Origin of the sequence: Rathayibacter sp. SD072, from assembly GCF_017355185.1 — a bacterium.
In the GTDB taxonomy this organism is placed as follows: domain Bacteria; phylum Actinomycetota; class Actinomycetes; order Actinomycetales; family Microbacteriaceae; genus Rathayibacter.
The window spans coordinates 66,447-82,267 of the sequence record NZ_JADILJ010000013.1 but is presented as its reverse complement, the minus strand read 5'-3'; the positions used below and the strand labels follow the sequence as shown (position 1 = coordinate 82,267).

The following is a 15,821-nucleotide window of genomic DNA, read 5'->3' as shown; positions in this document are numbered from 1 at the left end:
GAGGCACCGCCGTCGGTCGTCACCGCCACGCTCGCGCCCGGGTAGGCGGTCCCGCGGACCGAGCCCGCGGAGGTGGCCGAGCCGTCGACGGAGCCGATCACCGGCGGGCTCAGCACGGCGAGCTGCGCGGTCGTGGTCGTCGTTCCTCCCGTGGCGAGCAGCTCGACGGCCGTGAGCACCGTGGGTCCGTCGGCGAGCGTCGCGGTGCAGCTCCAGGTGTCGTCGGCCGCGACCGTCGTGATGCAGAGGGGATCGCCTCCGCCGCGCACGCCGACCTGGATCTGGTTCCCGGCCGTGCCGGTCCCGCTGACCGCGGTCGGGCCACCGGGGATCACCGATCCCGACGCGGGCGAGGAGACGGCCAGCGGCGAGGCCGCCGCGGCCGGGGCGAGTGCTCCGACGACCACCGCGACGAGGGCGGCGAGGAGCGCGGGGCGCCGAGCGCGCCGCATCCGGGGTCGACGGACACGGGTCATCGGAGACCCCGATGAACCCCCCGGTCCTGCTGTGTCGACACGTCCTGGCACTGTGCGTCCATTGCACGGTCGCGCGCGGGCACTGTCAAGCGGGCGCGCCCGTCGTCACCGGATGGACACCTGCGGGCGGACGGCTACTCCGCCGGGCGGCGGAGTGGTCGGCGGACGGGAGAGCGCTTCCGCGAGAATACAACCCTCGACCCTTCGGAGGAACCATGAGCGAGGACGCGGCACGCGGACGCGATCGGCGGCAGGTGCGCGCCGAGGCCGCGCGCTTCGACGACCCCCGTGAGCTCGGGCGGCTGCTGCCGTCCGGACTGCGCATCGGGCTCGCCCAGAGCGCTTTCCAGACCGAGGGGTCGCTCGAGACCGGCGGGCGCGGCCGCTCGGTCTGGGACGACTTCGCGCTGCGGCGCGGCACGATCGCCGAGGAGGCGACGCCCGAGATCGCGACGGACTTCCTCCTGCGCTGGCGCGAGGATCTGGCCCTGCTCGTCGACCTGGGGGCCGAGGAGCTGCGGCTCTCGCTCTCGTGGCCCAGGGTGCAGCCCGACGGCCGCGGGCCGCTCGACCGCGGTGGGCTGGGCTTCTACGACCGGCTCCTCGACGCGCTCGCCGAGGCCGGGATCCGCACCGTGCTGACGCTGCACCACCGCGATACCCCCTCCGCGCTGACGGGCGGGTGGATGAACCGCGACACGGCGTTCCGCTTCGGCGATCTGGCGTTCGACGTCGGATCGAAGCTGGGGGACCGGGTCGCCGACTGGGTGACGGTGGACGAGCCGTCGACCGTGATGCTCGAGGGCTACGCGCTCACCCGCCAGGCTCCCGCAGCAGGCCGCCTCCTGAACGCGCTGCCGGCGCTGCACCACCAGCTCCTCGGGCACGGCATCGCCGTCGAGGCGCTGCGCTCGGCCGAGGTGAGCGGACGGATCGGCCTCGTCGACGCCCTCGCGCCCCTCGAGCCGGCGAGCGACTCCGAGGCGGACGTCGCGTGGGCCGGTCTCGCCGACGTCCTCCGCAATCGGCTCGTCGCCGACGCGGTGCTCACCGGCGCGTACCCGCAGGGTCCGGAGGAGCTGCCGCCCTTCCTCGAGCGCCTCGCGCGCGTGGATCCCCGCGACCTCGAGCGCATCGCCGCCCCCCTCGACTTCTACGCCGTCGCCCCGCTGCCGCCGCACCGCATCGCGGCGGGCCGGGATCCGTCGGCCCCGACCGGCGTCGGGGCACCCCCGCTCCTCCCGTTCCACGAGCGGCCGTGGCCCGAGCTCGACCGCACCGGCGACGGCTCGCCGTCGGCTCCCTGGGCGCCGGTGTCGGTCCTCCGTCGGCTGGTGGAGCGGTACGGCGAGGCGCTGCCCCCGCTGGTCGTCACCTCGCTGGGGGCGAGCTTCCCCGACATGCTCGACGAGGACGGCGCGATCGTCGACACCGAGCGGATCCGCTGGCTCGGCTCGCACCTCGGCGCTCTCGCCGAGGCCGTCCACGAGGGGTTGCCCCTCGAGGCGATCCAGCTCTGGACCCTGGTCGACGCGTTCGAGTGGCAGCACGGCTACACCCGCCCGCACGGGCTCGTCGCCCTCGATGCGCGCGGCGGCGACCGGGTGCCGAAGGCGTCCTTCGACTGGCTGCGGCGGGTGCTCGACGCGCGCTCCTGAGCGGTCCTCGCGCGAGGCGTGACAGACTTCCGCGGTGCGCAGCCTCCTCGCCCTGGCCTCGATCCTCCACGCCGGCACCGCTCCCGTGCTCGCCGCGCTGGCCGATGTGCTCGCCGACGACGGCGCCTACACCCGCACTGCGGACGGGTTCGAGCGACGGCTTCCTCTCGCGGGTGTCGAGCAGTGGCGGGTGCTGGCCGACGAGGGGGGAGCGCGCGTCGAGTGCGAGGTCGTCGCCTCGGCCGCGTCGTCGGCTCTCGCCGGGGTCCTGGCCCGTCGGCGGATCCGCGAGGCGCCCGAGCGCTTCCGAGCCGTGGTCACGGCGGTCGCCGACCGCGTCGAACCGCGCTGAGCCGCCGCATCCGCCCTGGTCGTGCCCCGGAACGGGGAATGCCCGAGTACTGCTCGGCGTTGTCTACGGATGACGGGGTGGGGCCCGGAGCCCCGCCCCCCGGAACGCTCGGAGGAGCACGACGCAGATGGCAGCAGCAGCAGTGAACAAGGGACGTGGGACGCGCGGCGGCGACGAGGAGATCGTCTACCGTCGCCATGCGAACGGACGCGGCATGGTCGCTCCGGGCTCGCGCGTCTCGGCGTCCGCCTACGTGGAGACGGGCGCCTACGTGGAGCCCGGCGCGACGGTCGGGGAGCGGGCGTGGATCGGCGCCGGCAGCTGGATCGACCGTGACGCGATGATCGGGCACAGCGCCTTCATCGGCGCGAACGTGCACGTCGGGCCGGAGGCGATCATCGGCCCGGGTGCCCGCATCGGCAGCTACACGCGCATCGGCGGCTCAGCCGTCGTCGCGACCGGAGCGCGGGTCGACCGCGACACGGTCGTGCCGGCCGGTGGCCGCCACGGCGCCGAGGAGAGCACCCGCGAGGTCGGCAGGCGCGCCGCCTGACCCCCGCTCCCCGGACGACCCTGTTCCCCGCGGCTCTCGAGCGCGGGGGAATAGGGTCGTTCCCATGTTCGAACTCCACCACCTCAGCGCCCAGGAGCAGTGGGACCAGCTGCAGCGCGGAGAGGTCTCGCCTCTCGAGCTCGTCGACCACTACCTCGCGCGCATCGACCGGTGGAACGGCGAGCTCGGAGCGTTCACGACGGTGACACCCGAGGCCGCCCGGCAGCGGGCCGCGGCTCTCACCGCCGGGGTTCTGCCGCGCACCGCGGCGCTGTGGGGACTCGCGAGCGGCGACAAGGACCTGTGGCGGCGCAGGGGAGTACGGACCACGTCCGGCTCCCGACTGCGCGAGGACTTCGTGCCGGACGTCTCGGACGAGATCGTCGACGTGCTCGACGCGGCCGGGGCGATCAGCCTCGGCAAGACGGCGGCCCCCGAGTTCGGCATGCCGTCCTACACCGAGAGCCGCGTCGGACCGCCGGCTGTCACGCCGTGGGACACCCGGCTCGGCGCCGGGGGCTCGAGCGGAGGAGCGGCGGTGGCGGTGGCCGCCGGACTGCTGCCCTTCGCGCCGGCGTCGGACGGCGGCGGGTCCATCCGCATCCCGGCCGCCGCCTGCGGGCTCGTCGGGCTGAAGCCCTCGCGCGGCCGCGTGCCGGCGACGTCCGGCGTCGGCGGGGTCGGCGGTCTGGTCGTCGCCGGGCCGATCGCCCGCTCGGTCGCCGACGCGGGCCTCCTGCTCGAGGGGATGCTCGAGCGCCGCAACGGCGTGATCCCGCATCCCTATTCGGTGGCGGCTCCGGAGGATCGGGAGGGCTCGTTCCTCGGTGCCGCGGTCCGAGGCGAGGGCCGGTTCCAGATCGGCGTGCTCACCGCGTCCCCCTGGGACGACGTGCAGGACATCCGGCTGGAGCCCGAGGCGCAGGCCGCCTTCGACGAGGGAGTCGCCGCCCTCGCCGCCCTCGGGCACGGCCTCGAAGAGGCGTCGCTGCCGCCCAGCGCGGCGTACCCGGCCGCCTTCCGCACGCTCTGGCAGAGCGGAGCCTCGACGCTGCCGGTCGAGACCGCGGAGGATCTCGCGCTCCTCGAACCGCTCACCCGCTGGCTCGTCCTCGAGGGCAGGCGTCTCAGCGCGCGCGACATCGTCGAGGCGGCCTCGGTCCTCACCGCCTACGAGCGCGCCGTGATCGCCTCGTTCTCGACGTTCGACGCCGTGCTGGCACCCGCGATGACGATGACCCCGCGACCCGTCGGCTGGTACGACGCGGAGGATCCGGAGCGCAACTTCGCCCAGCAGGTGCAGTACACGCCGTTCACGTCCTTCGTGAACGTCAGCGGCCTGCCCGCGATCACGCTGCCGCTCTCGATGACCGAGGGCGGTCTGCCCATGGGGATCCAGCTGATCGGGCGGCCCGGCGGCGAGGCGGTGCTGCTCTCGATCGGAGCGCAGCTCGAGCGCCGTGCGCGCTGGCAGCGGCGGCATCCTCCGCAGTGGTGAGACCTCGGCGGATCATCAGGTCGGATCGCTTGGCGCTTAGGTAAGGCATGCCTATACTTGCTCTCGATGTGCATGTTCGAGGGACGCGACGGCCTGGAGCCGACGGGCGTCAAGCAGTTCCTGATCGCGGGCGACGAGACCGTCGTGCCGTGGATCCAGAGCATGCTCGACTCCCTCCCCGCCAACGCGCGCGGCCAGGTGTTCGTCGAGGTCGACGACGCCCGCGGGCTGCCGCCCCTGTCGGCGCCGGGTCGCGTCACGGTGACGTGGCTGGGGCGCTCCACCCGGTCCGGTGCCCCCGGCACCGGCGGTCTCTGCCGTCGCGGCATGGCGCTCGAGCGCGCCGTCCGGGCCTGGGTCGGCGAGATGTCCGTGGTCGGCGGCGACTACCCGTGGGCCGACGAGCGCCACGACTTCTGCGCCTGGATCGGTGGAGCGGGCCCGGTGATCGCGGAGCTCGCCGCCGACGTCGAGGCTCGCCTGCGCGTCTCGGCCGAGCACGCCGCCCGCTGACCCGCGCTCCCGTTCCGTTCTCGGAGTTAGGTGAGGCTCACCTCACTATGCGATACTGAGGCGATGCCTCCGACGACCGCCGCCCCCGCCCGCCCGGCCTACCGGCCGTACCTCGCGACCGTCGCACGGGCGACCAGGATCGCGCCGCACTTCATCCGCGTGACCCTCACGGGCGACGACCTCGACTCCGTCGGCTGCACCGGCCCCGACCAGCGCATCAAGCTGGTGGTGCCGACCCCGACCTCCGACGCTCGCGCCTTCCTGTCCTCCGTCGCCGACCTCGACGCCCCCGACGGCGTCGCGGCCGACTGGTACGGACGCTGGCGCACGCTGCCGGACGAGCAGCGCAACCCGCTGCGCACCTACACGATCCGGGCCGTGCGCCCCGAGCTGTCCGAGGTCGACATCGACTTCGTCGCGCACGGCGACTCCGGCCCGGCCTCCGCCTGGGTCGGCACCGCCGCCCCGGGCGCCGAGGTCGTGATCATCGCCCCCGACTCCCGCTCCGAGCTCCCCGGCGGCGGTGTCGAGTGGCATCCGGGAGCCGCCACCTCGCTCCTGCTCGCCGGTGACGAGACGGCCGTGCCCGCGATCGGCGCGATCCTCGAGAGCCTGCCGGCAGACGCCTCCGGAGCCGCGTTCCTCGAGGTGCCCACCGCCGAGGACCGCCTCGAGCTGCGCCACCCCGCGGGCGTGCACGTGACCTGGATCGTCCGGGAGAGCGGAGCGGACTGCGGAGCGGCGCTGGACGCCTCCGTCCGCACCTGGGCGACCCGGTTCCTCACGGCCCACCACCGCGGAGTCGAGGTGTCCGACGTCGACGTCGACAGCGAGATCCTGTGGGAGGTGCCCGAGGAGACGAAGGACCCCGGCCTCTACGCCTGGATCGCCGGCGAGGCCGGCGCCGTGAAGCGCATCCGCCGCTGCCTCGTCACCGAGCTCGGCGTCGACCGGAAGCGCGTGGCGTTCATGGGATATTGGCGCCTCGGCCGCTCCGAAGCCAACTGACCGAGCGGGCCGCAGGGACGCCGTCTGCGGCGTTGTCCTCGCACCGCATGGTTCCACCATGCGGAGCTCGTCCGCCCTTGCAGGCGACGCCCCTGCGACCCGCTCGGGGACTGAAGAGGGGCGCCGTCTGCGGCGTTGTCCTCGCACAGCAGGGTTCCACCATGCGGAGCTCGTCCGCCCTGCAGGCGACGCCCCTGCGACCCGCTCGGGGACTGAAGAGGGGCGCCGTCTGCGGCGTTGTCCTCGCACCGCAGGGTTCCACCATGCGGAGCTCGTCCGCCTTGCAGACGACGCCCCTGCGACCCGCTCGGGGACTGAAGAGGGCGCCGACTGCGGCGTTGTCCTCGCACAGCAGGGTTCCACCATGCGGAGCTCGTCCGCCTTGCAGACGACGCCCCTGCGACCCGCTGCATCCCTGCGCGACGTCAGGTGAGGAGGGGTGCTCGCGGCTGTCAGCCGTCGGGCCCCCTCCGCAGCTGAGGTTCTGCGAGGCATACGCCTGCAGGAGGGGTGCGGGAGGAGCTCAGAGGGTCGGGGGCACGCCGACCAGGCGGCTCGAGAGGTCCCAGAGGTCGGTGCCGAGGCGGCGGTCGCGGGCCTGGGGTGCGACGGCGCCTCCGGGCTTCAGGCCGTCGAAGTAGGTGCCGCTCGCGGCTCCGACGTCGGGCTCGGAGCAGAGCGTGATCAGCGGCACCGCCCCCGCTTCGGCGGTGATGCCGTAGGAGCCCGAGGTCAGGGTCTGCAGCGTCTTCATCAGACGGGAGTCGGCGCCGAAGCCGGTGGCCACGAATCCGGGGTGGAACGAGTAGGCGTCCACGGCTGTCGGCAGCAGGCGCTCGGCCAGCTCGCGGATGAACAGGATCGTCGCGAGCTTGGAGGTGCCGTAGGCGCGCCATCCGCCCAGCCACGGCCCCTTCCTCCGGTCGAGGTCCTCGAGATCCAGGCGCCCGAACCGGTTGGCGACGCTCGCGGTCGAGACGACGCGCGCCCCGGGGCGGGAGGCGCCCGTCTCGATGAGGCGCGGCAGCAACAGGCGGGTCAGCAGGAACGGCGCGAGGTGATTGCTCTGGATCGTCCGCTCGAACCCGTCGGCCGACACCCCCCGCTCCGACACGAGACCGCCGGCGTTGTTCGCCAGCACATCGATCCCGTCGAATCGCTCGAGCAGTGCGCTCGCGAGCGCGCGCACGTCGTCGAGCCGGTCGAAGTCGGCCACGAAGGGCACTCCTCCGACATCGGCGGCGACCGAGCGGGTGCGCTCGGCGTTGCGGCCGACGACCGCGACGGTCGCACCCGCACGCGACAGCTCGCCCGCGGCGATCCTCCCGATCCCGGAGCTCGCTCCGGTGAGCACGACGACGCGCCCCTTCATGTCAGCGACCACGGAGGTATCCGCCCTTCTCGAGACCGGCTTCGATCTCGAATCGATTGCGCAGCGGATCGCGTCCCGCCACGAGGTACGCGAACGGGAACCACATCCCGTAGCGCTTCCACTGCTGCTTGTGCACGGCCTCGTGCTCGAGGACGCGGTCGGAGGCGTTGGTGCCGGTGAAGTAGCTCGTGCCGACGCACGAGCCGCCCCGGCCGTAGGACCAGTCCGGCATGCCGCGGAAGACCACGAGGCCGTTCCGGCGCTCGATCCGGCCGGTGCTCCACACGGCGCCCCACGCGAGCCCCACCGCGCACCCGAAGAGGTACCCGGGGCGGGTGATCGCGGGATGGAGGGCGACGGCCGAGACCGCCCTGCGGAGCGTGCTCACGCGCTCTCGCGACCGTAGGTCTCGAGCAGGCGCAGCCACACCTCGCTGATCGTGGGGTAGGAGGGGACGGCGTGCCAGAGCCGCGACAGCGGCACCTCGCCGACGACCGCGATCGTGGCCGAGTGGAGGAGCTCGCCGACCTCCTTGCCGACGAAGGTGACGCCCAGCACGACGCGGCGGTCCTCGTCGACGACCATGCGCGCGGTGCCCGTGTAGCCGACCGCGGCCAGCGAGGCTCCGGCGACGGAGCCGATCTCGTAGTCGACGACGCGGGTGCGGTAGCCGGCCTTCTCGGCGGCCGCCGCGGTGAGGCCGACCGAGGCGACCTCCGGATCGGTGAAGACGACCTGGGGCACCGCCTCGTGGTCGGCCGTCGCGACGTGCGCGCCCCACGGGGAGTCGTGCACCTCGGCTCCGGTGGCGCGGGCCACGATGACGTCGCCCGCCGCGCGGGCCTGGTACTTGCCCTGGTGGGTGAGGAGGGCGCGGTGGTTCACGTCGCCCACTCCGTAGAGCCACGGCGTGGATCCGCCGATCGGCGCACCGTCGGCGTCCAGCACGAGCATCGTGTCGTCGACGGTGAGGGACGAGCCCGGCTCGAGGCCGACCGTCTCGAGTCCGACGTCGCGGGTGTGCGGGGCCCGGCCGGTGGCCGCGAGGATCTCGTCGGCCTCGACGGTGCCGCCGTCCTCGAGGACGACCGAGACGGTGCCGTCGGCGCGGCGCTCGACCGAGGCGGGCGAGGCTCCGAGGCGGACGTCGACGCCGAGCCCGCGGAGCGAGTCGCCGACCAGCGTCCCGGCGAAGGGCTCGAAGGGGGCGAGCAGTCCGCTGCGCGCGAGCAGGGTGACGGAGGAGCCCATCCCCGCGTATGCGGTGGCCATCTCGAGTGCGACCACTCCGCCGCCGATGACGACGAGCCGGGGCGGCACGGTCTCGGCGCTGGTCGCCTCGCGGCTCGTCCAGGGAGCGGCGTCGCGGAGTCCGGGGACATCGGGGACGACGGCGGTCGTGCCGGTCGCGACGGCGACGGCCGACCGGGCGCGGAGGACGCGTTCGGTGCCGTCCGGGGCGGTCACGGTGACCTCCCGCTCGCCGCTCAGGCGACCGTGCCCGCGCACCAGCTCGATGCCCGCTCCCTCGAGCCACTGCACCTGGCCGTGGTCGTCGAAGCCGCTCGTGACGGAGTCGCGGTGCGCGAGGAGCGCGGCGACGTCGACGCCGCCGGTCACGGCCTGCGCGGCGCCGGGGAGGTCGCGCGCGGCCCGCAGCGCCATGGGGGCCCTGAGCAGCGCCTTGGAGGGCATGCAGGCCCAGTACGAGCACTCGCCGCCCACGAGCTCGCTCTCGACGACCGCCGCGGTGAGGCCGCCCTGGACGGCCCGGTCGGCGATGTTCTCGCCCACGGGTCCTGCTCCGATGACGATGAGGTCGAACTCGTCGGCGGGGGTCTTCTCGGTGCTCATGGTGTCCGGATCCTTCTCGGGCGTCCGCCCGTGACTGCTGGCCGGGGCGCTCCGTCCCGGCGGGGGTGCCGGCGCGGCCGGCGGGAGGTCAGTGGGCGGGCACGATCTCGGCTCGCCAGCCGTCGTAGCGGCCGCCCTCGCTCTCGACGGCGTCGATGACCTGGCGGAGGAACGCCGTGGTGGCCTCCTCGTGGACCGCGGCGTGGTGGCTCGCGACGAGGACGTGCCGAAGCCGCAGCCGGGAGATCGCGATCTCGTAGCCGGAGGCGACGAGCGCACGCCCGGCCCGTCGGGCTCGGCTCGCGCGGGAGAAGACGGCGAAGTGGTCGACCTCCCGCAGCTCCCACACCTGGTCGCCGTAGCGCAGGCGCACCTCGAGCTGGCGGGCGGCGCGCTCCTGCTGCGACTCGAGCGAGGAGGCCTGCTCGGCGGGGTGGGAGGCCGTGGCGGGTCGGGTGGCGGCCGCGGGGGCGAGGATCTCGTCGCTCATCGTCCGGTGAACTCAGCGGTCGTCCGCGAGAGGAAGGCGCGCAGTCCGATGCCGGCGTCCTCGGAGGCGGCGAGTCGGGCGAGCTCGGCGGGCAGAGCGCGCGCCGCCTGGTCGTCGGAGGAGGACAGGGCGAGCCGGGCGTTCGCGAGGGCCGCCTGCACCGCGAGCGGCGCCTGGGCGGCGATCCGCTCGGCGATCGCCCGGGCGTCGGCGGCGGCCGCTCCGTCGCTGACGACCTGCTGCACGAGTCCGATGCGGTGCGCCTCGGCCGCGTCGAAGGAGTCGCCCGTCAGGATCCACCGCATGGCGTCGCCCCAGCCGGTGGCCCTCGGGAAGCGCAGCGTGGCGCCGCCGAACGGCAGGATGCCGCGGGCGACCTCGATCTGGCCGAAGCTCGTGGACTCCTCAGCGACCACCACGTCGCTCGCGAGAGCGAGCTCGATGCCGAGCGTCAGGCACGTGCCCTGCAGCCCGATGACCACGGGCTTGGACACGGGGCGGGTCCGCAGTCCCCACGGGTCGAGGCCGCCCTCGGGGACGAAGTCCAGTCCACCGGAGGTGATCCGCGGGCCGATGTCGGCGAGGTCGAGCCCGGCGGTGAAGTGCTCGCCCGCGGCGAGGACGACGCCGACGCGCAGCTCGGGGTCGCGGTCGAGCTCGCCGTACGCCCCGGCCAGGGCGGTGAGCATCGCGAGATCGGCGGCGTTGCGCTTCTCGGGGCGGTCGAGGACGATCTCGAGCACGTGCCCGCGCCGTTCCGTGCGCACGCGCGGTCGCTCGCCGCTCGCGCCCCGCTCGCTCTCGCGGGGCTCGCTCACTGGGGGCTCACTCTCGCGGGGTTCGCTCACGCTGGGCTCTCGCACGTCGGTCCTCCGCTCGGTCGCGTCCGACCATCCTGCCCGGTGCCGCCGACATCGCGCCGTCCGACGGTCCGCATTCCGAGTGGTCGCTCAGGCCCCGCGGGCCAGCGCGCCGAGCAGGCGGAGGATCGTGGGCAGGTCGTCGACCGCGGCCGCGGGGGAGACGGGGGCGAAGGAGGTGACTCCGGCGCCGGCGAGCGGGAAGCGGGCGCGCAGCGCCTCGAGGCTCGCGACGAGCCGGGCCGCGGGGACGCCGAAGGGCACCGGGTCGAACAGCCCGGCGATCTCGGCCGGGTCCAGGACGTCGAGGTCGATGTGCACGTAGACGGAGCGCGCGCCGGTGGCCTCGACGGCCGCGACGAGCGACTCGGGATCGAGCTCGTCGGCGGAGAGGCTCTGCGCACCGCGCTCGAGGAGTCCCTCGATCTCGCCCGGGTCGATCGAGCGCACGCCGCCGAGGACGACGCTCGAGTCCTCGACGCGCTCCCCGGCGCCCGCGCTGAGCAGGCCGACGCCGCGGCCGAGGACGGCCGAGAGGACCATGCCCGAGAAGGCGCCGCTGGGAGACGTGGCGGGGGTGTTCGCATCCGGATGCGCGTCGAGCCAGACGAGTGCGACCGGCCCCTCGGCGGTGCGGACGGCGTGGCCGATCGCGGCGAACTCGACGCCGCAGTCGCCCCCGATCGTGATCACGGGGCCGGGCCGGCCGGCGAGCGCCTCGCGGATCCGCTCGGCGGTCGTCGCGACGGAGGCGTAGCGGCGGATCCCGGTGTCCTGCGCGTCGCCCGCCTCGGCGGGGATCTCGACGGAGACGGTGGCGGAGGAGGGCAGATCGCCGCGGATCGCCTCGGCGCCGTCGACCAGGCGCATCGCGCGGGTCGACGCCGAGCCCTGCCACTGCGGGACAACGAGGAAGGACGCCATGCCCCTCACTATGGCACGCGGCACGCGGGACCCTCAGACCGTCGGGAGCGCGCCCAGTGAGGCGTCGGCGCCCGGGGTGGCGGGCACGGCCGCCGACGGGCCGTCGAGATCGACGAGCGCCTCGTCCAGAGCCGAGCGCGAGCGGTCGGCCGCCCCCCGGGCCTGCTCGAGAGCCGCAGCCGGATCCCCGGCGGCGAGTCGCGCCGCCGCGGCCAGCTGCTCGCCGGTCTCCTCCGCGAGGATCCGGGGCGCCGCGGTGATCCTGTCGCCGTGGACGAGCGCGAGGAGGGCCACGGCGTCGGCGCCGAGCCTGGCCGCGGTCCGCGCCGCCTCGAAGAGCATGAGCTGGCGCTCGGCCTGCGCGTGCGGATCGCGGTATCCGGCGACGACCGCGTCCAGCGCGGCGTCGGCCTCGAGCAGCAGCGCGAGGACCGCCGCCGGATCGTGGCGCGCCCCTCCCGCGCGGGCCTCGTCCGCGTCGAGCAGGAGCGCCCGCGCGGCGGCGCCCGCGGCGGCGACGTCGGCGGCCGACGAGACCTGGGCGGCGGTCCGGACGTCGGAGAGCGTGTCGGCCCGGGCGAGATCGTCCCGCACCGAGCGCTCCAGTCCGCTCAGCTGCGCCTCCGCGCGGGCGAGGAGCGCCGTCAGGGACTCGATCGCCGAGAGCAGGGCGTCGGAGTCGGCCTCCGGGTCCGCAGCCACGCGGTCCGCGGCCTCGCGCAGCGGGCGGACCTGCCGCTCCGAGGTGAGGCCGGCGAGGACCGAGACGTCGGCACGGACGCGCTGCAGCCGCTCCGGCGGGGGCGGGGGAGCGGAGGTCACTCCGTGATCGTACGGCCCCCGTGTTACGGAGCGTGTCGCCCCGACTCGACCGCGATCCGCGCCCCGCGCAGGATGGAGCGCATGACCCGCTCGCTCGCCATCGTGGAGGTCGCCCGGACCCGCCCCGGCCGCGACGACTACCACGCCTACGTGCAGATCCTCAACGGCCGGCTGCTGACGCTCGCCCGCGAGCTCGGCTGGGAGGCGCAGCGCTACGCGGCCGAGGACCTGGGCGCCGCCCGCCTCCTCGCCGAGACCGACGGCGCCGACGCGATCGTGCTGGCCGGCGGCGAGGACATCGCCCCCGAGCGCTACGGAGCGGACCGGGGCTATCCCGGCGAGGGCCCGCACGCGGAACGGGCCGACGAGGCGCAGATCGCCCTCGTGCACCGCGCTCTCGCCCGGCGCACGCCGCTCCTGGGCATCTGCCGCGGCCTCCAGATCGTCAACGTCGCCCTCGGCGGCACGCTCGTCCCCGATCTCGGGCCGGGTGCCGCGCACGTCAACGCGGCCGCTCCCGCCCACGATCGGATGCACGTCCACGCGGTCGACATCGCGCCCGCTTCGACGCTCGCCGGACTCTTCGGCGCCGAGGTCCTGGCGGTCCAGAGCGCGCACCACCAGGCCGTCGACGTGCTCGCCCCGGGCCTCTCGGTGGTGGCGCGCGCCGAGGACGGCGTCGTCGAGGCGATCGAGCACCTCAGCGCGCCGATCGTCGGCGTGCAGTGGCACCCGGAGGACCCGAAGGCGCCGGCCGGTCAGCTCGCGGCGCTCCTCGAGGGTCTCGCCGCGGCACGAGCAGTCCCGCAGGCGCTCGCCGCCTGACGGGCTCGTCGAACCGCCCGACCCGACGATAGGGGGCCGAACTCAGCCCGCCAGCCGCGCCATCCACGCCTCGATCTCGTCGGCGGAGCGCGGGATGCCGACCGAGAGGTTCTCGGCGCCGTCCTCGGTGACCAGCACGTCGTCCTCGATGCGGACGCCGATGCCGCGCAGCTCCTCCGGCACGGTGAGATCGTCGGGCTGGAAGTAGAGGCCGGGCTCGATGGTGAAGACCATGCCGGCCTCGACGACTCCGTCGAGGTACATCTCGCGGCGGGCCTTCGCGCAGTCGTGCACGTCGAGACCCAGGTGGTGGCTCGTGCCGTGCACCATGTAGCGGCGGTGCTGCTGGTTGTCGGCCTCGAGCGCCTCCTCGGCGCTGACCGGCAGCAGACCCCACTCGGCGGTCCGGCGGGCGATCACGGCCATCGCCGCCGCGTGCACGTCGCGGAAGCGGATGCCCGGGCGGACGATCGCGAAGGCCGCGTCCGCCGCCTCCCGCACCGTCTCGTGCACCCGGCGCTGCGCGTCGGTGTAGACGCCGTCGACCGGGAAGGTGCGGGTGATGTCGGCGGTGTAGTAGCTCTCCTGCTCCACTCCGGCGTCCAGCAGCACGAGCTCGCCGGGTCGCACCGGTCCGTCGTTGCGGGTCCAGTGCAGGATGCACGCGTGCGGTCCGGCCGCCGCGATCGTGTCGTAGCCCACCGCGTTGCCGTCGGCGCGAGCGCGTCCGTTGAAGACGCCCTCGATCAGGCGCTCGCCGCGCTCGTGGGCGATGATGCGCGGCAGATCCGAGAGCACGTCCTCGAAGCCGCGGCCCGTGGCGTCGACCGCGGCACGCAGCTCGGCGATCTCGTAGGAGTCCTTGACGAGCCGCAGCTCGCTGAGGTCCCGCTCGAGGGCGGCGTCAGAGTCGGCGGAGGTGCGCCCGGCCAGGCGCTCGGCCACCAGCGGGTCGGCCTCGCGGAGGACGGCCACGGCCACGTCGTCGGCGGCGTCCAGCACGGCGTCGAGTTCGTCGATGCCGCGGGCCTCGAGGCCGAGGTCGGCCGACACCTGCGCGAGCGAGGGACGGGGGCCGATCCAGAACTCGCCGATCTCGGGGTTCGCGTAGAACTCGTCGGAGTCGCGTCCGGCGCGCTCGCGGAAGTAGAGCACCGCCGAGTGGCCCGACTCGCCCGGCTCGAGCACCAGCACGGCGCCCGGCTCGGAGTCGGCGCCCCAGCCGGTCAGCCAGGTGAAGGCGGAGTGCGCGCGGAACGGGTAGTCGGTGTCGTTGGCGCGCTGCTTGAGCCGCCCGGCGGGGACGACGACGCGCTCGCCGAGGTGCAGCGCCGAGAGCCGGTCGCGTCGGGAGGCCGCGAAGGAGGCCTGCTCGCGAGGCTCCGGCAGCGGCTCCTCGCGGTCGGCCCAGCCCGCGGCGATGAAGTCGCGGAAGCGGTCCGAGGCGGGGGTCGTCGAGCGGTTCGCGGTCGCGCGGGGGGTGGGCGCTGCGGCGGGGACGGGCGTCGGGGTGGTCTGCTCGTCCGTGTTCGTCATGATCCCATTCTCCTCCTCGGCGGGCGGAGGAGGGGTCAGGAGGAGTCCTTGACCATGCCCCGCACGGACAGCTGCACGAGCACGGGGCGGTGGTCGCTCCCGGCGTCGTCGCGGTCGTCGACGACGAGGTAGCCCGAGACCTCGCGGCGTCCCGAGAAGAGCACGTGGTCGATCGGGGCGCCGAGCGCGGCGGGGACCGAGGCGGGCCAGGTGCCGGTGCCGCCGCCGCCCGCGAGCGCGCCCGCGTCGCTGCAGCCGCCGAGGTCGGCCGTGCCCGGGAGCCCGGACCAGTGGTCGAGGGTGGAGTTGAGGTCGCCGACGACGACCACGTCCTCCTCGGTGCTGCAGAGCGCGGCGAGGCGCGAGAGGTCGCTGCGCCAGTCGGCCATCAGGGCGGGGATCGGCGGTGCGGCGTGCACGGCGGCGATCACCGGGCGCTCGGGGGTGTCCGGCCGGACGACGAGCGAGGGCAGGGTGCCGGTCGGCGTGCTGCCGGGATCGACCGCATAGGCGCCCAGCGACGGGGCGAGCAGGAGCGCCGTGCCGGCGATCCCTCCTCCGCCCGCGGCGTAGTGCAGGGTCATCGGGCGGCCGGCGGCGGCGAGCGCGGCGGCGATCTCCTGAGCCGGTGCCTCCGAGACCTCGACGAGGGCCAGGGCGTCGACGGCGCTCTCGTCCGCGAGCGCGACGACGTCCGCGACGGCGACCGAGTCCAGCGTGTTCCAGGTGAGGATGCGCAGATCGGCGAGGCGGTGGGCGCGGGGGGCGCTGTCCTCGTAGCCGCGCACGCCCTGCAGCCCGGCGAGGACCACGGCGAAGACGACTCCGAGGGCCGCGAGTGCAAGGGCGAGGCGGCGCACGGGCGGCACGAGGACCGCCACGACGACGACCACCAGGGCGACGACGACGGCGCCGAGCGCCGTGCCGAGGCGGAACGACACGAGCTGCGCGAACGGGGCCTCGCGGGCGAGTCCGAAGAATCCGGGAGCGGTCGCCACGAGCAGGACGATCGCCACTGCAGCGGCCACCGCGAACTTCACCAGTCTCGTCCCCATCCCGGCTCAGGGTAGGGCATCCTCC

At 74.7% G+C, this 15,821-nt stretch carries 16 protein-coding genes and 1 pseudogene; 7 read left to right on the top strand and 10 right to left on the bottom strand.

Translation table 11 applies throughout. The annotated features are described in order from the left end of the window. Window positions 1-476 (bottom strand): annotated as a pseudogene (locus IOC53_RS07545) (hypothetical protein); the annotation flags it as partial. A gap of 215 nt (window positions 477-691) precedes the next feature. Between IOC53_RS07545 and IOC53_RS07540 the strand changes: the two are divergent. The 6 genes from IOC53_RS07540 (at window position 692) to IOC53_RS07515 (ending at window position 6,058) form a co-directional block, all read left to right on the top strand. Next, window positions 692-2,134, top strand: coding sequence for a glycoside hydrolase family 1 protein (locus IOC53_RS07540; RefSeq protein ID WP_207404020.1), 1,443 nt, complete (start codon window positions 692-694; stop codon window positions 2,132-2,134). A 34-nt stretch (window positions 2,135-2,168) separates the two neighbouring features. Continuing rightward, window positions 2,169-2,486 carry a hypothetical protein gene (locus IOC53_RS07535; protein ID WP_207404018.1) on the top strand — a complete coding sequence of 106 codons (318 nt, stop codon included), beginning with the start codon at window positions 2,169-2,171 and terminating at the stop codon, window positions 2,484-2,486. A gap of 127 nt (window positions 2,487-2,613) precedes the next feature. Further along, window positions 2,614-3,039, top strand: a complete 426-nt coding sequence (locus IOC53_RS07530; RefSeq protein ID WP_207404016.1) for a transferase — start codon at window positions 2,614-2,616, stop codon at window positions 3,037-3,039. 64 nt (window positions 3,040-3,103) lie between these two features. Beyond that, window positions 3,104-4,537, top strand: coding sequence for an amidase (locus tag IOC53_RS07525; protein ID WP_207404014.1), 1,434 nt, complete (start codon window positions 3,104-3,106; stop codon window positions 4,535-4,537). Window positions 4,538-4,603: 66 nt separating this feature from the next. After that, a complete protein-coding gene (locus IOC53_RS07520; protein ID WP_207404012.1) occupies window positions 4,604-5,050 on the top strand; it encodes an SIP domain-containing protein in 447 nt (148 codons plus the stop codon). Between the two features lie 63 nt (window positions 5,051-5,113). Beyond that, a complete protein-coding gene (locus IOC53_RS07515; RefSeq protein WP_207404010.1) occupies window positions 5,114-6,058 on the top strand; it encodes a siderophore-interacting protein in 945 nt (314 codons plus the stop codon). Between the two features lie 523 nt (window positions 6,059-6,581). Here the strand turns inward: IOC53_RS07515 and IOC53_RS07510 are convergent. The 7 genes from IOC53_RS07510 to IOC53_RS07480 all read right to left on the bottom strand — a co-directional run bounded on the left by IOC53_RS07510 (window position 6,582) and on the right by IOC53_RS07480 (window position 12,380). After that, on the bottom strand, window positions 6,582-7,442 hold the full coding sequence (locus tag IOC53_RS07510; protein WP_307786102.1) for an SDR family NAD(P)-dependent oxidoreductase: 861 nt from the start codon (window positions 7,440-7,442) through the stop codon (window positions 6,582-6,584). Continuing rightward, window positions 7,432-7,818, bottom strand: coding sequence for a Fe-S oxidoreductase (locus IOC53_RS07505; RefSeq protein ID WP_307786101.1), 387 nt, complete (start codon window positions 7,816-7,818; stop codon window positions 7,432-7,434). Before IOC53_RS07505 ends, IOC53_RS07510 begins: the two co-directional genes overlap by 11 nt. Then, entirely contained in the window at window positions 7,815-9,284 is a 1,470-nt protein-coding gene (locus IOC53_RS07500) for an NAD(P)/FAD-dependent oxidoreductase (protein WP_207404009.1), read from the bottom strand. Before IOC53_RS07500 ends, IOC53_RS07505 begins: the two co-directional genes overlap by 4 nt. 88 nt (window positions 9,285-9,372) lie before the next feature. After that, the gene (locus IOC53_RS07495) at window positions 9,373-9,774 is read right to left on the bottom strand and encodes a ribonuclease E inhibitor RraB (RefSeq protein ID WP_207404007.1); all 402 of its coding nucleotides are present in this window, start codon (window positions 9,772-9,774) and stop codon (window positions 9,373-9,375) included. Next, window positions 9,771-10,541, bottom strand: coding sequence for a crotonase/enoyl-CoA hydratase family protein (locus IOC53_RS07490; protein WP_207403998.1), 771 nt, complete (start codon window positions 10,539-10,541; stop codon window positions 9,771-9,773). Before IOC53_RS07490 ends, IOC53_RS07495 begins: the two co-directional genes overlap by 4 nt. A 183-nt stretch (window positions 10,542-10,724) precedes the next feature. Next, complete coding sequence (locus tag IOC53_RS07485; RefSeq protein ID WP_207403997.1) at window positions 10,725-11,558, bottom strand: arginase family protein; 834 nt, start codon at window positions 11,556-11,558, stop codon at window positions 10,725-10,727. Window positions 11,559-11,591: 33 nt separating this feature from the next. Continuing rightward, window positions 11,592-12,380, bottom strand: coding sequence for a hypothetical protein (locus IOC53_RS07480; protein WP_207403994.1), 789 nt, complete (start codon window positions 12,378-12,380; stop codon window positions 11,592-11,594). A gap of 81 nt (window positions 12,381-12,461) precedes the next feature. Between IOC53_RS07480 and IOC53_RS07475 the strand changes: the two genes are divergently transcribed. Then, a complete protein-coding gene (locus tag IOC53_RS07475; protein WP_207403992.1) occupies window positions 12,462-13,205 on the top strand; it encodes a gamma-glutamyl-gamma-aminobutyrate hydrolase family protein in 744 nt (247 codons plus the stop codon). 42 nt (window positions 13,206-13,247) lie between these two features. Here the strand turns inward: IOC53_RS07475 and IOC53_RS07470 are convergent, their stop codons facing one another. Continuing rightward, window positions 13,248-14,741 carry an aminopeptidase P family protein gene (locus IOC53_RS07470; RefSeq protein ID WP_207403990.1) on the bottom strand — a complete coding sequence of 498 codons (1,494 nt, stop codon included), beginning with the start codon at window positions 14,739-14,741 and terminating at the stop codon, window positions 13,248-13,250. 35 nt (window positions 14,742-14,776) lie between these two features. Then, entirely contained in the window at window positions 14,777-15,796 is a 1,020-nt protein-coding gene (locus IOC53_RS07465; protein WP_207403988.1) for an endonuclease/exonuclease/phosphatase family protein, read from the bottom strand. Between the last annotated feature and the right edge of the window lie 25 nt (window positions 15,797-15,821).